Source organism: Nocardia sp. A7, assembly GCF_046549215.1.
Lineage (GTDB): Bacteria > Actinomycetota > Actinomycetes > Mycobacteriales > Mycobacteriaceae > Nocardia.
Genome location: NZ_JAJPWE010000002.1, coordinates 1,387,839 through 1,405,361, shown reverse-complemented (window position 1 = coordinate 1,405,361; position 17,523 = coordinate 1,387,839). Strand labels below are relative to the sequence as shown.

The 17,523-nt window shown below is 66.7% G+C and carries 16 protein-coding genes and 1 pseudogene; 14 read left to right on the top strand and 3 right to left on the bottom strand.

All coding sequences use genetic code 11. From position 1 onward, the window contains the following. Window positions 1-4: 4 nt before the first annotated feature. The 4 genes from ACLJPD_RS17725 to ACLJPD_RS17710 all read left to right on the top strand — a co-directional run bounded on the left by ACLJPD_RS17725 (window position 5) and on the right by ACLJPD_RS17710 (window position 3,122). Window positions 5-769, top strand: a complete 765-nt coding sequence (locus tag ACLJPD_RS17725; protein WP_410873292.1) for an SDR family NAD(P)-dependent oxidoreductase — start codon at window positions 5-7, stop codon at window positions 767-769. Then, window positions 766-1,665 (top strand): ABC transporter ATP-binding protein, encoded by a 900-nt coding sequence (locus tag ACLJPD_RS17720; RefSeq protein WP_410873291.1) that lies wholly within the window; start codon window positions 766-768, stop codon window positions 1,663-1,665. The genes ACLJPD_RS17725 and ACLJPD_RS17720 overlap by 4 nt, the downstream gene beginning before the upstream one ends. Further along, complete coding sequence (locus ACLJPD_RS17715) at window positions 1,665-2,405, top strand: ABC transporter permease (RefSeq protein WP_410873290.1); 741 nt, start codon at window positions 1,665-1,667, stop codon at window positions 2,403-2,405. Before ACLJPD_RS17720 ends, ACLJPD_RS17715 begins: the two co-directional genes overlap by 1 nt. 90 nt (window positions 2,406-2,495) lie before the next feature. Further along, a complete protein-coding gene (locus tag ACLJPD_RS17710; protein ID WP_410873442.1) occupies window positions 2,496-3,122 on the top strand; it encodes a CatB-related O-acetyltransferase in 627 nt (208 codons plus the stop codon). Between the two features lie 62 nt (window positions 3,123-3,184). Here ACLJPD_RS17710 and ACLJPD_RS17705 read toward each other — a convergent pair whose 3' ends face one another. After that, complete coding sequence (locus tag ACLJPD_RS17705; protein ID WP_410873441.1) at window positions 3,185-4,024, bottom strand: alpha/beta fold hydrolase; 840 nt, start codon at window positions 4,022-4,024, stop codon at window positions 3,185-3,187. Window positions 4,025-4,374: 350 nt separating this feature from the next. On the opposite strand from ACLJPD_RS17705, the gene ACLJPD_RS17700 reads away from it, so the two are divergent. Together ACLJPD_RS17700 and ACLJPD_RS17695 are read left to right on the top strand one after the other, a co-directional pair. Next, complete coding sequence (locus ACLJPD_RS17700) at window positions 4,375-5,532, top strand: hypothetical protein (RefSeq protein ID WP_410873289.1); 1,158 nt, start codon at window positions 4,375-4,377, stop codon at window positions 5,530-5,532. 10 nt (window positions 5,533-5,542) lie between these two features. After that, a complete protein-coding gene (locus tag ACLJPD_RS17695) occupies window positions 5,543-5,728 on the top strand; it encodes a hypothetical protein (protein WP_410873288.1) in 186 nt (61 codons plus the stop codon). 4 nt (window positions 5,729-5,732) lie between these two features. On the opposite strand, the gene ACLJPD_RS17690 is transcribed toward ACLJPD_RS17695, so the two are convergent. Both ACLJPD_RS17690 and ACLJPD_RS17685 read right to left on the bottom strand, forming a co-directional pair. Continuing rightward, window positions 5,733-6,299 (bottom strand): LGFP repeat-containing protein, encoded by a 567-nt coding sequence (locus ACLJPD_RS17690; protein ID WP_410873440.1) that lies wholly within the window; start codon window positions 6,297-6,299, stop codon window positions 5,733-5,735. Window positions 6,300-6,791: 492 nt separating this feature from the next. Continuing rightward, window positions 6,792-7,445: pseudogene (locus tag ACLJPD_RS17685) on the bottom strand (DUF1906 domain-containing protein); the annotation flags it as partial. A 233-nt stretch (window positions 7,446-7,678) separates the two neighbouring features. Between ACLJPD_RS17685 and ACLJPD_RS17680 the strand changes: the two are divergent. From ACLJPD_RS17680 to ACLJPD_RS17645, 8 genes are all read left to right on the top strand, one after another. Further along, entirely contained in the window at window positions 7,679-8,434 is a 756-nt protein-coding gene (locus ACLJPD_RS17680) for a prolipoprotein diacylglyceryl transferase (protein WP_410873287.1), read from the top strand. Continuing rightward, window positions 8,431-8,805 (top strand): hypothetical protein, encoded by a 375-nt coding sequence (locus tag ACLJPD_RS17675; protein WP_410873286.1) that lies wholly within the window; start codon window positions 8,431-8,433, stop codon window positions 8,803-8,805. Before ACLJPD_RS17680 ends, ACLJPD_RS17675 begins: the two co-directional genes overlap by 4 nt. Before the next feature lie 5 nt (window positions 8,806-8,810). Beyond that, the gene (locus ACLJPD_RS17670; RefSeq protein WP_410873439.1) at window positions 8,811-10,361 is read left to right on the top strand and encodes a radical SAM protein; all 1,551 of its coding nucleotides are present in this window, start codon (window positions 8,811-8,813) and stop codon (window positions 10,359-10,361) included. Then, complete coding sequence (locus tag ACLJPD_RS17665; RefSeq protein ID WP_410873285.1) at window positions 10,358-10,630, top strand: hypothetical protein; 273 nt, start codon at window positions 10,358-10,360, stop codon at window positions 10,628-10,630. The genes ACLJPD_RS17670 and ACLJPD_RS17665 overlap by 4 nt, the downstream gene beginning before the upstream one ends. A gap of 69 nt (window positions 10,631-10,699) precedes the next feature. Next, window positions 10,700-12,148 carry a S8 family serine peptidase gene (locus ACLJPD_RS17660; protein ID WP_410873284.1) on the top strand — a complete coding sequence of 483 codons (1,449 nt, stop codon included), beginning with the start codon at window positions 10,700-10,702 and terminating at the stop codon, window positions 12,146-12,148. A 178-nt stretch (window positions 12,149-12,326) separates the two neighbouring features. Further along, window positions 12,327-12,716: a hypothetical protein gene (locus ACLJPD_RS17655; protein WP_410873283.1), complete on the top strand. Its 390-nt coding sequence runs from the start codon at window positions 12,327-12,329 to the stop codon at window positions 12,714-12,716. 238 nt (window positions 12,717-12,954) lie between these two features. After that, window positions 12,955-13,716 carry a thioesterase II family protein gene (locus tag ACLJPD_RS17650; RefSeq protein ID WP_410873282.1) on the top strand — a complete coding sequence of 254 codons (762 nt, stop codon included), beginning with the start codon at window positions 12,955-12,957 and terminating at the stop codon, window positions 13,714-13,716. Between the two features lie 838 nt (window positions 13,717-14,554). Continuing rightward, complete coding sequence (locus tag ACLJPD_RS17645) at window positions 14,555-17,362, top strand: AAA family ATPase (RefSeq protein WP_410873281.1); 2,808 nt, start codon at window positions 14,555-14,557, stop codon at window positions 17,360-17,362. Window positions 17,363-17,523: the final 161 nt, after the last annotated feature.

The window sequence follows — 17,523 nt, the reverse complement described above, 5'->3', positions numbered from 1 at the left end:
ACATATGAGCCCCCTCGACGGCAAGGTCGTACTCATCACCGGCGGCGCCGGCGGCATCGGCGCCGCCATCGCCCGGCGGTTCGCCTCGGGCGGTGCCCGCGTCCTCATCGCCGATGTGGACCAGGCCGGCGCGGCCGTCGCTGACGAGCTGGGCGGGGTGTTCGTCCACACCGACGTGACCCGGCGGACCGACAACGTCGCGGCGGTGCAGGCTGCGACCGAGCACTTCGGCGGTCTCGACATCGCGGTACTCAACGCCGGAATCGGCGAAAAGGGCGGTTTCGTCGAGGAATTCCGGCCCGAGCACTACCGCGACCTGGTCTCGGTGAACCTCGACGGAGTGGTCTACGGCCTGCACGCCGCGTTGGCGGTGTTCACCGCGCAGGGTTGCGGCGCGGTCCTGGTCACCTCCAGCCTGGCAGGGCTGAGTGAGAGCCCCATGAATCCGCTGTACGCGGCCACCAAGCACGCCGTGGTCGGGCTGGTCCGATCGGTCGCACCGATCGTGGCCGCGAACGGCATCACCGTCAACGCGCTGTGCCCAACCTTCGTCGACACCACGATGCTCGGCGAGGCGACCCCGTTCATCACCGGGATGGGGGTGGCCGTTCTGCCACCGGAGCGGGTCGCCGAGGTCGCCGAACTGGTGCTCACGCGCGGCGGCACCGGGCAGGCGTGGCCGGTGGTACCCCACGGCGAACCCGAGCCCTTCGTCTTTCCCGACCTCCCGCCGATCATGACCGACCCGAACCGACAGGCCCCCGCATGACGATTCTCGCCCGCACGCGCGACCTCACTCGCAGGTACGACGACAAAACCGCGCTGGACGGCGTGTCCCTCGACATCCCGGCCGGGCAGGTGCTCGGGCTCCTCGGCCCCAACGGCGCCGGAAAGTCCACGCTGATCAATGTGATGGTCGGGCTGCTTCGCCCCAGTTCCGGCAGCGTCGAACTCTGCGGCGGCGACCCTCGGAACGAGGCGACCCGCCGTGTGATCGGGGTGACGCCGCAGGAGACCGGACTGCCCGAGACCTGGCGGGTCGCCGAACTGGTGGACTTCGTCTCGGCGCACTTCCCCGACCCGGTGGGTCGGACAGAACTCCTCGACCGCTTCGACCTCGCCGAGCTGGCCGACCGGCAGATCGGCGGCCTCTCCGGTGGCCAACAGCGCCGGGTCGCGGTGGCGCTGGCCTTCGCTGGGCGGCCCCGGCTGGTCTTCCTCGACGAACCGACCACCGGCCTCGACGTCGACGCTCGCCGGGCACTGTGGGACGGCATCCGGTCCTTTCACGCCGACGGCGGCGCGGTCGTGCTGACCAGCCACTACATCGAAGAGGTCGAAGCACTGGCCGACCGGGTCGTGGTGCTGGATCGCGGCCGGGTGCTCGCAGACGGCGGCGTCGCCGAGATCCGCGGCCGGGTGCGGCTCAAACGGGTCACGCTGACCGACCCGGTGCTGCCCGAACTGCGCGGGGTCACCTCGATCGAGATCGATGCCGACCGCACCCATCTGCTCACCGACGACGCCACCGCACTGGTCCGGGAACTGGTCGCCACCGGCGCGTCCTTCACCGACATCGAGATCGCATCCGCCTCGCTGGAGGACGCTTTCCTGGCGATCACCGGCGACCGGAGCGTTCGACCGTCCGACCTGAAAGGACAATGATGTCGTCGTTGACCATGACCTACACCCGGCGCAATCTCGCCGAGACCCTTCGCACGCCCACGATGTTCCTGACCGTGGCACTGGTCCCGGTCGGTGTGATGCTCTTCTTCGTGGTCCCGTTCATCGGCCAGGACGCCGCGGCGATGACCTCCGCCGCGGCAACGCTGGTGGTGTTCGGGGTGCTGCTGGCGTGCGTCGGCCACTTCAGTGTGGTGATCGCGGCGCAGCGCGAATCGGCATGGGGGAACTATCTGCGCACCCTCCCGGGCGGAATCGCGCCGCAGATGTTGGGCCACCTGTTGGTCGGGCTGGTGGTCGTCGCCGCGGCGATCATCCCGATCCTGCTGGTGGCCGGATTGTTCACCGCCGCTTCGGCGCCGCCTGCGCGGGTGCTGCTGGCGGCGGGAGCGGTGCTGATCGCTGTGGTGACCTTCACCCTGTTGGGACTGGCGATGGGCTATCTGATGTCGCTGCGGGTCGCCATCATCGCCAACTCCATCGGTTTCCTGCCGCTGGCGGTGGCGGGTGGCATGTTCTTCGACCGCGCCGACACGCCGTCCCTCATCGCGCAGATCGCGCCCTTCGTGCCCACCCGGGGAACCACCGACCTGGTCCTGCTCGCGCTGACCGGGGAGTCGGCGGGTCCGCTGTCGCTGGTGATGCTCGCGGTGTGGATCGCGGTGTTCGCCGGGCTCACGGTCTGGGGCTACCGTCGCGACCAGATCCGCCGGTTCGACTGAGACCGTCGCCCGATTGCCTGCCCGCCGAAGGAGTTTCGCGTGCCGCACGATTCCACGATTGTTCCCGCTGACCCGACAGTCCTGCACCCGATGCCCGAGCAGCCGCGAGTCGTGCTGCTGAAACCGCTGATCACCTCGCCCCTCATCGAGGTCGGTGAGTACTCCTACTACGACGACCCCGACGACCCGACCGCGTTCGAAACGCGCAACGTCCTCTACCACTACGGGCCGGAGAAACTGATCATCGGGAAGTTCTGCGCGCTGGGCACCGGCACGCGATTCATCATGAACGGGGCCAACCACCGCATGGACGGCCCGTCGACCTTCCCGTTCCCCACGATGGGCGGCTCCTGGTCGAACCATTTCGACCTGCTCACCGGCTTGCCGGGCAGAGGCGACACCGTCGTCGGCAACGACGTCTGGTTCGGCAACGGCGCGACGGTGATGCCCGGCGTGCGTATCGGTCACGGCGCGATCATCAGCACCGGCTCCGTCGTCACCGGTGATGTCCCCGACTACGGCATCGTCGGCGGAAATCCGGCCCGCCTCATCCGAACCCGCTTCGACGACCGCGATATCGACCGGCTGCTCGCGGTGGCGTGGTGGGACTGGCCCGCCGAACACATCACCGCACACGTGCCGACGATCATGTCGGGCAGCATCGAGGACCTGGAAGCCGCCGCCGAATCCTCGAGCTGCGACGAGCTTTCACCCTGACTCGAGGTCAACAGCAATTGTGATCTAGCGCAAACCCGTCCGGCCTCGGGCTTCACGAGGAGTCAGAGGGCGAGCATGGCCGCAGCGACCTGATCGGCCGCGGTGTGCCGCAGGGCGGTGCCCATGTTGTCGAGGACGAGCAGTCGTGCCGCGGGGATCTCGGCGGCGAGGGCCTCGCCGTTGCCAACCGGGAAGAACGGGTCGGCGCGACCGTGCACCACGAGGGTGGGCAGGTCGACTTCGCCGAGGCGTTCCCGCCATCGTGGGGTGCAGTCGATGCGGGAGAACACCATGCCGAGCTGGTTCGCCTGGTGCACCGCGGGATCGCTCGATGGCGTCCGGTCCCAGATCCGGGCCGCTGTCGCCCGCTCCTGCTCCGGATCGTTGCCCATCAGCTCGGCACCTTCGGCGGCGAACGCCGCGACGGCGTCCCGGTCGGTCCAGTCCGGCTGCGGACGGGAGAACAGCGCACCCATGACCGCGGGGTCGTGGTCGGGCAGGTCCTCGTCGACCGGACCGGGGGCCACCGGCCGGGTGCCGACGAGGGTCAGTGCGTTGAACACGTCCGGGTGGTCCAACGCGGCGACCTGCGCGACCATCCCGCCGACATCGACACCACCGAGGTGGGCGGTTCCCGCACCGAGCATCGTGACCAGCGCGGCCGCGTCAGCGGCGAGATCGCGTAGGTCGTATGCCGGATTCTCCGGGTCCAGGGTCGTCGACGCGCCGGAGTCACGCAGGTCGTAGCGGACCACGCGCCGCCCGCCCGCCGCGAGCCGCTCGCACAGTGCGTCGGGCCAGGACAACATCGTCGTGGCGCCGGTCAGCAGGACCAGCGGGTCCTCGTCGCGGCCGAAGCTGTCGATGCCGAGGTCCACACCGTTCGCCCGCACCGAGGGCATGCCACTTCGAATCGGTTGCGTCACGCCTGAACTCCTATCTGTCGGTGTACCCAGAGGTACCGACGACGGAGAGGCATGAAAGTCATCGGTGGGTACCGGCATTGGTACGCCCGTACAGCCGAGCACAGTTTTCGACGGTTTACGTAGCGGTATCGTTTCGTTGACTACAACCAAACGTAAACGAAAATAAAGAGAGCTCGTTTGGAACTGTCGGGAACCCTGACCCCCGATAATGTTCACTTATCGGGGGTCAGGATCAGCATTGCTGGATTCGGCTTCCCAAGGGGCGACACGGGTTTCGTTTCGTCTAATACGTACGCAAATGACGAAACCAACGCTACGATTCTCCCGTGTCGAGCGTCTGCAACTACCCGGGCTGTGCCCGCCCCATTACCCGCGCCGGTGGGCCAGGTCGTCCCTCCGAGTACTGCGATCACCCGGACCACACCCGGTGGCGGGCGTGGCGGGAAAGGCAACGGCAACAACAGGAGTCCGAGAGTGCGGCGGCTGCCGTCACTGTGACGGCTCAGGGGCCGGTGACCGTGGCGCGGTTGCGGGCCGATGAGCTGCTCGGGCAGTTTCGGGGACTGGCAGAGCAATTGGGGACCACCTTGAATGCGGCAGTCGCCGAGTTGCAGACGATCGGAGACCCGTCAGTAGCTGAGGCGCAGGTCCAGGCAGTGCAAGCCGACGCGGCGCGACGGATCGCCGAGGCCGAGATGGCGACGGTGGCAGCAGAACAGGCGCGACGTGAGGCCGAAGAAGCACGGGCGCTCGCGGAATCGGTCGCCGAAGAGGCCGTAGCGGCCGCGGAGCAGGCGGAGCAAGCGGTGCACGAGGCGCTCGCGGCCAGAGACGAAGTCGTCGCCTCGGTGGACGCGCTCACCCGGCAGGCCGCCGAGGATGTGTTCGCGGCGCGCAGCGATGCCGAGACGCAAGTGCGTGCGGCGCAACGACAAGCGGCCGACGACATCGACACCGCGAAACAAGAAGCCGCCGACACCGTCGCCCGCGCTGAACAGCGCGCCGACACCGAGATCGCCCACCAGTGCCGCGACGCCGAAGCCAGGATCGCGGCCGCGAGCGCCGAACGCGATCTGGCGATCCAGCGGGCCGCCGACGCCGACCGTGCCACCGAACGCGCCGAACAAGCCACCGCCGAACGAGTGGAAGCCGCCGCCGAAGCACGCGAGGAGTGGCGACGCGCCCGCACCGAACTCGACACCGCGCGCACCGAACTCGACCGCACCCGAACCGAACTCGCCGAACTGCGCCGCACCACCACCACCGAAACCCAGCAACGTCGCACCGAATCGGCGGCCGCCCTGGAACAGGTGCGCGCCGAAGCGGCCGAACGGTGGGCCGCGCTCGACGACGCCCGCAAGCAAACCCTGGCCCGTGCCGAGCGCGCCGAAGCTCAGCTCGACGAACTCCTCGCCACCACCCGCGCCCCCGTCCAGCAAAAGTTGAGTGGGGTATCGGCGGCGGGCAGTGGTGACCTGGACTAGCGTCACGCACATGACCGAGCAGCCCGGCCCTCTCGAATCGACCCGTGAGTTCGCCGCCATCGACATCAACGACATGCTGAACGCCGACGAAACCTACACCGGCCCGACATCACGGGTACGGCTGATCGCGATCCTGGTGGTGGCGGCGCTGGTACTGAGCGCCGGCGCCACCACCCTCGCGATCCTGCTGGCCTGACCCTTCAGGCGGGCCGAGCCAACGGAGTATCGGGGTCGCCGGAATTGCGCAGGGCCACGATCTGTTCGGGCACCCAGTAGATCCGGCCGAATTCGAACGCCTGATAGATCCCGTCGTCGTGGGCGACCTCATCAGAGGCCGGCCAGCCGAGCTCACCGTTCTCGGACCCGGCGGCCGCCCAGCGCGCACCGATCGCACCGTGCACCCAGTACGCGGGTTGCGCGGCGCGCCGGTAGACCGTGCCGCCTTGAAAGGCTTGCGCCAGCCCGGGGCCGGAACCTCGGGGATCGGGCAGTTCGGCGTGCTCGCCAGTCGGGTACCCCAATGGTCCGGCTTCCCAACCCAACTCGGCGTACTTGGCCATAACCACGGTCGGGATGGCGTGGGCGTCGGTGGCCGGGTGCCAGTACACGTAGCCGTGCTCGAATTCTGCGAAACGCCCCGACCCGTCCGGGGTGGCGAGTTCGCCGTCGGTGCGGCGCGCACCCAACCACGGGGACGCGGCGGCACGAGCATCGATCGCGGTCGGCCTCGTACCCCCGGCGAAAGCGGCGACGTGGGCGGCGAACACATCCCACGGAAAGTTCGGGCCGACATCGGTGTGCGAGCCGATGCCCAGCGCTCTCGTGACGTAGTGATGATCGGAGATGCCGTCGCCCACGTGGTAGTCCGGCTCGATCACCTCGGTCGAGTACCCGTGCCGGTGCGCGCTGCGGACCGCGAGGTACGCCGCGATCCGCAGATCGGCGTCGATGGCCAGCCACTGTTGCCGCGACCACGCGACCCGACTGCCCGCGAAGCACAGATTCACGGTGAACGGGTTGGCCGACAGCACCGACCACGACGCGAGTTCTTCCGGCACCACCCGCACCACCACCGCATCGCGCAGCGTGTAGTGGTAGGACACTCCGTTGTCCGGGTTGTTCAGGTAGGCGGCAAGGGATTCGGCGGTGCCGTTGCCTTCCTGGGTGTGCAGCAGGAAGTTGGTGACCCGGGCGCCCTCGCGCGGGGAGTGCGAAGGTCCGAGGCGGTCGATTTCGGTGAACGGTGGCACCGATACCGAGCGATCCAGCGCCCACTGCCCGAAGTCGGGGGCGAGGATGTCGTTGACGTCGACGCGGGTGCCGTCGATCAGCGGCCCCGGGTTGCTCGGGGTGTCGATGACCCGCTGGTAGAGCACGGCGCGCGGTCCCCGTTCGGTGCCGGACCACGCCCTCGTCTGCCACGCCCAGCTGAACTGGCCCCGCGCGCCGATCACCCCGTCCTCGATCGCCCATGCGCACACCCGCGAATGCCCGTAGATCCCGGTCCATGCCGTACCCAGCACCGAGTTGACGCCGCGGAAGAACTCGACGGCTGTGCTGTTCCACTGCGACAGCGAGATGTCCTCGTCGACGGCGAAGAAGATCGGTGCCTGTCGCGGCGCTCCCACGCTCAGATGGGTGGCCAGGGCCTGTTCGGCCATCCGCCGGCCGCCGTCGAACCCGGTGGTCCAGTCCGAGGGTGTCGCGTTGCCGGGTTTGCCGTATTGCCAGATGGAGACGATGTCGAGCCCGGCGGCGGTGAGCGCGCGAGCGTAGTCGGCGGTGATCGGTTTGGCACCGAAGTTCGCGCCCGGCCTGCTCGGTGAGATGTAGGCGAGAACCGCCGAATGGCCTGCCGCGGCGATGGCCTGCGGATCGATGAGCCTGGCCGCGAAATCGACAGCTGTGGACATGATTGACCCCCTGTATGACTGCGTACCCGATGGAATTCCCGAGATGGTGGAACTATCGCGCTGATCTACGCTGGTACCCGAGGAGCGGTACCGGGGGCGAGAAACTCGCCCTGCCTCATTCTATGTGAAATACTCACTCCCGCATCGTCGTTCACCGACGAACAGGGTAGTACCCAGAATAGGGAGTAGTTTCACTCACGTCCGGTGACGGTACGGCCCGATACTCTTTCGCCATGATGGCGCAGCTGATGTGGGGGATCCCGACGCACGGGTTCTTCGTCGCGCTCGGGGTCGCTGTCGCCGCGGTGGTGTTCTTCGTCGAGTGCAGGCGCCAGGACGCGCTGCGCGAAGAATCGCTGGTCGCGGTCACCGGGGCGTTGGTCGGCGGGGCGATCGGTATGCGGTTGTCGAGTCTGGTCGACACGCTCGATCCGTACGAGAGCTGGATGTTCGGTGCGCGCAGTGTGCTCGGCGGATTGCTCGGTGCGTATGTGGGTGTGCTGGTCGCGAAAAGGATCATCGGATATCGGGAGCGGACCGGTGATCTGTTCGCACCCGCGGTGGCGCTCGGCATGGCGGTGGGACGCATCGGATGCTTGCTCACCGAAGCGCCGGGACGGCCGACGAGCCTGCCGTGGGGGATCCACGCGCCGGCGACCGTTCCACAGTGCCCCGGATGTGTGGCCGGGGTGGCGATGCATCCCAGTTTTGTCTACGAAATCGTGTTCCAGCTGGCCGCTTTCGGCGCACTGTGGTGGTTGCGGGACCGGATCAGCACACCGGGGGAGCTGTTCACCCTCTATATCGGGGCGTATGCGATCTTCCGGTTCCTGGTCGAGTTCACCCGCGCCAACGACACGGTATGGCTGGATCTGACACGCCCGCAATGGTTCCTGCTGCCGGGACTGGTCCTGGTGGCGGTGCGCTGGACCGTCGGCTACCGGCGCGGGAACTACGACGGTGTACTTCGACGAAAGGCCATGGCATGAATTTTCCACCCCCACCACCGCAGCAGGGCGGAAAACCGCCGGGGCAGGGCGGTCAAGTCGCGGCGATGGCCTTGGCGGGGGCGATGGTGTTCATCGTGGTCAATGCGATGGCCGGATTCTTCATGTTCATCGTGGTCGGCTCCGTCAACGACGACACCGCGACCAAGGTGCTGTTCGGGCTCACCGCGGTGGCCAGCGCGGGAGCGGCCTTCGGAGGCGGCTGGCTGCTGATCCGGCGCAAACGGCCCGCGCCCAAAGGGTTCGGGCTTGGGCTGATGATCGGCTGGTCGCTGGTCACCGTGTTCACCGCGGGGTTGTGCACGGCCATCAACCCGGAGCTGTACACCGGCTTCTTCGGGATGGCGCGATGACCGGAATGCCGCTGCGTGGCGACCGGATCCTGCGGTATGTCACCGCGTTCTGCCCCCGCTGCCACGACGAACACCCCGACACACCGTTGCCCGATGTCGCGCGACTGTCGGGGTGGTTGGCCGAACGAGACGGGAAGGTCTTCCTCGAACGCGGTTGCCGAACCCACGGCATGGTGCGGACCCTCTACGACGAGGACCCCGAAATCCTGGCCTATCTCGAAGAATGGACCGCCCCGACCAAAGCGCACCTGCCCGACACCGCGGGCAATTTCGATCCCGTGCCCTCGGCGTATCTGCGTGGGCTGCCCGAGATGCAGACCCAGCACACCTGCATTCTGCTCGAGGACATCATCGACAGCTGTAATCTGCGCTGCCCCACCTGTTTCGCCGACTCCTCACCCGAACTGCGTGGTGTGGTCTCGGTGCAGGATGTGCTCGCCAATGTCGACCAGCGCCTGGCCCGCGAGAACGGGCGCTTGGACGTGCTGATGCTCAGCGGCGGCGAACCGACCCTGCATCCGCAGCTGGCGCGGTTGCTCGCCGAGCTGACCGCGCGACCCATCACCCGGATCCTGCTCAACACCAACGGTCTGCGCCTCGCCGTCGACGACGAACTGCTGGAATTGCTGCGCGCGCATCGCGACCGGGTGGAGGTGTATCTGCAGTACGACGGGGAAACGGCGCAAGCCTCACGGCATCACCGCGGCGGTGATCTGCGGGTACGTAAACAGCAGGCGCTGCAACGACTGTCGTCGAACGCCATCTTCACCACCCTGGTGATGACAGTGGCGCTGGGCGTGAACGACGACGAGATCGGCGCGGTCCTGCGCACTGCCATGAACACACCCTTTGTCGGTGGTGTGTCGATCCAACCCCAGTTCGGTTCCGGGCGTTCGGGAGTGATCGACCCGATGGACCGGCTCACCCACACCGGTGTGTTGCGCCGACTCGGCCCGCAGACCGACGGGCTGGTCACCTGGCGTGACCTCACCGCGCTGCCGTGCTCGCACCCGCACTGCTGCTCGGTCGGCTACCTGCTGCGTGACGACGCCGGGGACTGGCGTTCGCTGGTTTCGCTGATCGGGCACGAAAGGTTGAAACAGCAGTTGGGGCTGGTGTCGAACCGGATCGCGGACTCGGCGCTGCCCGCCGAACTGCGGGTGGCGGTGCGGGAATCGCTGTTGGGGTTGCTGTCGGAGCAGTCCTCGCTGTCGCATCCGGAGATCGGGCGGGTGTGGCGCAACATCTGTGAGAACTGCGATCTGGGGATGTCGACGCTGCTCACCTTGGCGTCCTCGGCCCTGCCCGGCCGGCGCACACGATTGCGGACGCTGCTCGGGGAACGGGTTGTGCGGATCACGGTGAAACCGTTCATGGACATGTCGACGATGATCGAGGAACGGCTCACCCAGTGTTGCGTGCACGTCGGCACGCGCGCTGACGCCGATCAGTGCGCGCCGTTCTGTGCGGTGCAGGCGTGGCCCGCGCTGTCGCGGCAGCGGTTGTCGGCGTCGGCACCGTCGGGGCGGGCGTTGTTGCCGGTGGAGGTGCGGTGAACCAGCGCGGGGTCTACTACGAGGAGGCGGTGCGCGGGCAACAGCCACCCGACCCGCTGACATTGTGTGTGGTCGCGACCGTGGCGTTGCTGACGTGGTTGGTGGGACCGTGGGCGGTGGTCGGATTCGGGGCGCTCGCGTTCGTCGGATATTGGCGGGCGTGGCGGGCCGGGTTGCGGCGCAGTCGGTGTTGGTTGCGCGATACCCGACTGGTACTGGTGTATGTCGGGGCGATCGCCGTGGGCGGGGTCGTCGCCGCGGTGTGGTGACGGCGTGTCGCCGATGCTGGTGTGGCAGAACGGTAGCGGGCGGGCGCGGGGCGCGGTTGACTGGTAGTCATGGCCTCCACTCGATCCAGCAGGCAGCGCCGATCAGGGGTGCCCGCACCCGCCGTTCCGCCGGGTGAACTGATCGTCGTCACCGCGGCGACCGGCCCCGAGATCACCCCGGTCGCCCTGCGCGAAAACCGCTCCGTGCGGACCAGGGTCGATGAATTGCTGCCCGCCACCGCACATCTGGTGCCGATCTTCGGTCCGGACAATCGGTTGGCGGCCAGACTGGCCGACACACCGCAGGCGCCGGTGGCGGGTCAGTACCTGAGCTACTACTCGGTGCACGGTGAGCTGGGTGACCTCGGCGAGCTCGCGCATCGGCTGCGTGAAGACGACACCGTCGCCGCCGCGTATGTGAAGCCGGCGGCGGAACCGCCACTGGCGCCGCTGGCCGAGAACATCGTCGCACCGCGCGCACCGGCCGTGACACCTGATTTCCGGGTCAGACAGGCCTATCTGGACGCGGCACCCCACGGCATCGACGCGGTGTGGGCGCACGGTCAGCCCGGCGGGCTCGGCACCGGTGTGCGGGTGATCGATGTCGAGGGTGCGTGGCGGTTCACCCACGAGGACCTGCGTCAGAACCAGGGCGGGATGATCGGTGGCACCGCGTCGGCGGATGTGGGCTGGCGCAACCACGGCACCGCCGTGGCCGGTGAGATCAGCGGCGATCTCAACGCTGTGGGCGTCACCGGAATCGCACCCGACGCCCACATCAGAGCTATCTCCGTCTTCGGCATCGGTTCGGCCGCCGCGATCCGTTCGGCCGCCGACGCTCTGGACCCCGGCGACATCGTCCTCATCGAATTGCACCGCCCCGGACCACGATTCGACTACCAGGGCACCCCTGATCAGCGCGGGTACATCGCCGTCGAATGGTGGCCCGACGACTTCGCCGCCATCCGCTACGCCGTGAGCCGCGGCATCGTCGTCGTCGAAGCCGCGGGCAACGGCGGCGAAAACCTGAACGACGCCGTCTACGACACCCGCCCCGGCGACTTTCCCGCCACCTGGCACAACCCCTTCCGTGCGGGCCCCGCCGACTCGGGCGCCATCCTGGTCGGCGCTGGGGCCCCACCGCCGGGTCTGCACGGCCGAGACCACGGCCCCGCCCGCTCCCGCCTCGATTTCTCCAACCACGGCACCCGCCTCGACGCCCAGGGCTGGGGTCGCGAAGTCACCACCACCGGCTACGGCGACCTCCAAGGCGGCCCCGACGAAGACCTCTGGTACACCGACGAATTCAGCGGCACCTCCAGCGCCTCCCCGATCGTCGTCGGCGCCATCGCCGCCTACCAGGGTATGCGCGCCCTCGGTCCCGGCCGCGCGACCCCCGACCAGGTCAGATCCCTGCTCCGCGCGACAGGTTCGGCACAGACCGCCGCCCCGGGTCGTCCCACCACCCAACGTATCGGCGCACTGCCCGACCTCCGCGCCATGGCTGAGCAAGGCTGACGTCCGCACTCTGCGAATCACGCAGCCCAACAACATAATTCGTTCGATCTCGATGAGCGCAGAGCGCAACGACGTGATTAACTGTGCGGTTCGCTGGCTTCGCCATGCGACGACCATCGGCGGGAGCCTTCCGTCGACGGGTCATCATCGAAGGGACTGTGTTCATATGACACCGACAATGCCGCAGCGGGTACTCGCCACGTGGGGCGTCGCCGCAGCGCTCGCCGGAGCTGCTGTTGCGGGGGCCGGCACCGCGCAGGCCGTCGATGTCCCCAAATGGGGCAATGTCCGCTACGTGTTCTGCTCGAACACCCAGGACAACAACAAAATCACCTACTACGACGGGCTCGGCAAGCGCGAGCAGATCGTCACCCTGGCGGATCGGACCGACGGCGACATGTGGTGCCGCAACGTCGACGTGGTGATGACCGAGAAAACGTTCGTCTGGTCGGCCATCACGCACGATAACGCCAACTACGTCTATGCCGCGATCTATGTGAACGGACGCATGATGGCCCGCGAGGAAAACCGATCGGACTACGGCTTCGTGTACGCCCAAGCGATGTAGCCCAGTGGCTCGCCCGCGGGCAGAACTCCGACGGCTGTTCGCGGGCAGGTAACTCCGAGCCATCGCGGTCGCACTCGACGACTTCGCCATGGTTTCGCACCCAGCATGCGGGTGCCGTGTCGACATGCTGGTGCGCCTGCTCACTGAATGTGGTCGGGGCAGTGCATGATTCACCGATGGCGGACCCGGTGCGAGGGTGGGATCGTTGGACCGTATCCGTACCCGAGAGGATTCGTAGATGACACCGACTCCGGTCGACACCAGGTTATGGTTCCGCACCTATCACGAGACGTCGGCCGCCCGGGCCCGACTGATCTGCTTTCCGCACGCGGGCGGCTCCGCCAGCTACTACTTTCCCGTATCCGCAGCCCTGACTCCCGAATTCGAGGTCCATGCCGTGCAGTACCCGGGCAGACAGGATCGTCGCCACGAACCGTTGATCGAGACCATCGAGGAACTGGCCGATCAGATCCACACCGCGATGATCCCGGTCATGCGGGGTCCGGTCGCCTTCTTCGGCCACAGTATGGGAGCCGTGCTGGCCTTCGAGGTAGCGCGCCGATTCGAAGAGAGCGACGGGGCTGGGGCGCTGGCCGTATTCGCGTCCGGGCGCCGGGCCCCGAGCATACTTCGCGACGAGAGCGCACGATTTCGCGACGATGCCACCATCATCGAGGAGATGCGCGCACTGGGCGGCACTGATTCGCGCGTGCTGAACGACCCGGAAATGCGGGAGATGGTGCTGCCCGCGATTCGCAACGACTACCGCGCCGTCGAGAGCTACCGTCCCGCCACGTCCGCGCGGATCGCGGCGCCTATCGTCGTGCTGACCGCGGTCGATGATCCCCGCACGACGGTGACGGAAGCACAGCGGTGGCATGAGCACACCTCGGGGGGCGGAACGATACACACCTTCGACGGGGGCCACTTCTATCTGGAACAGCATTCCTCGCGCGTCATCGCGGTGATCGCCGACACCCTACGAGACCTCGTCGCGTAGTTACGTCGCAGACAAAGTCGAATTCACGATCATTGCATTTTCACGTACGTTGGTGGACGGCCCCGGCTTGCGTCCGGCCGGACTGAGCCGGGTGTCCGTTCTGAATGATGTGGGTGGCGGAGAATCGGCTCGAATTCGAACCTCGGCGGAATTGTTCCATTAAGTGACAAACGGATTTCGCATTCAACCAGCGAAATCTCCTGATTCGGTAGCATGTGCTGCCGGTGTCGCAATATATAGCCGCAGCGTTGATTTTCTCGCTTCCATACCTCAGGTTTTCCCAGCTAACCATCTCGCCGGGTGGCCGATGGATCTATCGGTTATAGCTCGGTTCGGGTGCATGCCGTGCCAGCGCGGCAGGTGCATTGCGCGCACGTGGTTCTCGCTGGGAAAAACCCGCGAATGCCACGGCTGGGCGAGAATTGTGCCGGTCGGTAGCGGTTCGGTCCGTGAATTCGGTGTCGTCCCAGGTGAAAGCATTTTTTCTGTGCCCAGCCGGCTCCAGGTGAGGCATTTAGGGTTCAACTCGCCGTAACTCCGCCGCAACCCGCTACTTTCACAGTGGCAAGCTTGGTGGTGAACAGCGCTGTTGCACAAGGGTTTTGAACGCCACCTATAGGGGTACATCATCCCGTGAGATCGGGCTAGACTGGCCGAACCGCTCAGTCAGGCTTTAGCGAGAAGAGGGTAGATGGCGCACGTTTTCGGGTCGGAGTCCGCAGTCCGGTGACGTTGCTATGCGAGTCGAACTCGGTTCGGTAATTTATACGTTACTTCCTGGTAACGAGGTAGCAACGATGCGCCACCGCACAGCTGTTGAAAAGTCAGGTGGGATCGAATGCTTGTACAGAGGTCCGAGGAAATCGCATTTCTCCGCGGTCTGATCGACAGTGATTGCGGGCGTCCCGGCGGGGTTGCGCTGCTCGGAGGAAGTGTCGGAACCGGAAAAACGGATCTATTGCGCGATTTGGCGGAGTACGCAGCGCAGAAGGGCGTGCAGTATCTGGTGGCAGCCGGTTCGCCCGAGGGAAATGCGATTCCGCTCGGCATCGTATGCCAATTGCTGCATTCCGTCCCGCATATCTCGGACGACTTCGTCCCGGATATCACACGACTCGATTCGGTTGCCGTCGACTACGAAGCGAACCTCGCCGGTGCTGCGGCGAATATGAACACCGAGGCGCTGCGGCTGGCGCACGGGTGGGCCACGACCCTGGCCCGCACGGTGGCCTCGACACCGGTACTGATCATGGTGGACGACGCCGACCTGGTCGACCCGGCCTCCCTCATCTGCCTGCACCACCTCGCGAAGCGATTGTCCCGAACACACCTGGCGATGGTGTTCACCGTGTCGATGCTCACCCCTGCCGCACAGCCGGTGCTGGCCTTCGAGCCGATCGAATCCAGGGCCTGGCGCCGGTTCGTGCTCGGCAATATGACCGAAGCGGGCGTGGCAGCGATGCTGCCCGAGCGGGTCGCCGGCCCTGCGGTCGCGGCCACCGCGGCCGCGTATCACGGGGCCACCGGCGGCAATCCGCGTCTGGTCCGGGCGTTGATCGAGGACGACTGGTCGCCGTCGGACACGATCGAGCCGACTACCGGGTCATATTTTCGGCAGGCCGTCGCGGCATGCCTGGCCAGGGCGGATGTGCAGGTCGCCGCGGTGGCCGAGGTAGCGGCGGTACTCGCGGCCTCGGAGTCGTTGGCAGCGATGAGCATTCGATCGCTCGCCCGGATGGCGGATCTGGAACCCGAAAGCGTCGCGGGCGCGCTGTCCGCGCTCGACACCATGGGGCTCACCGAGGATGGCGGCCGTGCGTTCCGTCATCCGGCGAGTGGGGCCGTGATCCTGGCCGGGATGACTCGGCACCGGCAGGCCGAGCTGCACCGTCGCGCGGCTCGGCAGTTGGCGGTGGACAATTCGGCGGTCTCGCCGGTGCGGGTCGCGGTCCATCTGGTCGCCGCCGGTGAGTCGAGTGGCCCGCTGGCCCGAGACATTCTTGTGCGCGCCGGATTAATGCTGACGTCTGCCGAAAACTTCGACTCGGCGACCCGCTATCTGGAATTGGCCATGGCCGCGGCCAACGGCGAACGGATGCGCGCCGGTATCCAGGCGATGCTGGCACGCACCGAGATGCGCGTCGACCCGGCCGTTGCCAAACGGCATATCGGTTCGCTGCTCGACGCGTACAAGAACGACCACCTCACCGACTGTGACGGTGGAATGCTGCTGTGGCAGTTGATCTGGCACGGCATGGTGGACGAGGCGTCGGCGCTGATCGGCTGGACCGCCGACGGCAACTTGTCGCACGCCACGCCTGGGTTCACCTCGTATCGGCGGTTGCTGCAGGCCAGCTTCCCTCGCCTGGTCAGCGATCTCGAATCGCACGAACCGCCCGATCCGGGCCTGCGACCAACCCAGGTGTCCGACGGGCTGCGCACCACGGCGGCCGAGGCGCTTCAGCGTGTGCTCGCCGACGGCGCGGACGACGCGGCCGGTGACTGCGCGGTGCGCGTGCTGTCCACTCTGCAGCTCGGCGATGACACCCTCGATATCGCCGAGGCCGCGCTGGAGACCCTGGTGTTCAGTGAGCAGGTGCCGCAGGCTGCGGCGCTGTGTTCTGAGCTCCTCGAGGAGGCCGACGCCCGAGGTGTGCCGCTCTGGTCGGGGATACTCGGCTCGGTTCGCGCGGAAATCGCACTGCGACAAGGACAGTTGGTCGCCGCGAAGAATTACGCGACCGCCGCGCTCGAGGTCATTCCGGCGCACGGGTGGGGCGCGCAGAGCGGCCGCACGCTCGGTGCGCTCGTGCTCGCCTCGACCAGGCTGGACGATCTGGCGACCGCGGCCCGCCATGTGCAGCACCCGCTGCCCGACGTGACATTCGCCAGTCGCTATGGCGCGCAATACCTTTACGCGCGTGGGCAGTACTACCTCGCGGCCCGACATCTGGAGGCCGCGCTCGCCGATTTCGAGTTCTGCGGCAGATTGATGCGCGGCTGGGAAATGGACACGCCGACCTTCGTGCCGTGGCGCAGCGGCGCGGCCGCCGTGCGGCTGCGGATGCGCGATCCTGTCGCGGCCGAACGCCTGCTGGAGGAGCAGATCGAACTGCTCGATCAAGCCCATGGCGACTGTTTGCGTAGCCGCGGCCTGACGCTGCTGCTGCTCGGACACGTGCGCAGCGCACCGCAGCGGGTGCCGATATTGCGCGAGGCGATCAAATCGCTTCGCCTTTCCGGCGATGTCTTCCTGCTGAACCGGGCAATGCTCGCGTTGAGTGAGGCGCACAAGATTCTGGGCCAACGTGAACAGGCGACGGCACTGAAATGTAGTGCGGCGAAACTGGTGAAGATAATTCGTGCGGATGCGGGTAATTCGGCCCTCGCACGGTCACCTGAAAGGTCGATCGGCGACGAGGTCAGGAAATCGTCGGAGCCGACTCGGGCCGGATTGACGGAATCCGAAAAGCGAGTAGCTTCTCTTGCCGCGGTCGGGCATACCAATCGTGAAATCGCCGACCAGATCCACATCACTGTCAGCACGGTAGAACAGCATCTGACCAGCGTGTATCGCAAATTGGATGTGAGAAAGCGCGCGGATCTGCCGGTCGAACTGCTACTCGGTCAAGCGAATCAGTCGTAGCCTGTACTTTTTTCTGACAGCCCGTCCCGAGGTAATAACTCGGGGTCGTGTCGAGCCGCTGTAGGGGTTCGTCAATTGATGACAGGGGCGGCTAGGGGTTGATCCACGTACCGACCGCCGTGTTAATTTGAATTGCAGCATTTTAATGCGCGCACGAAGAG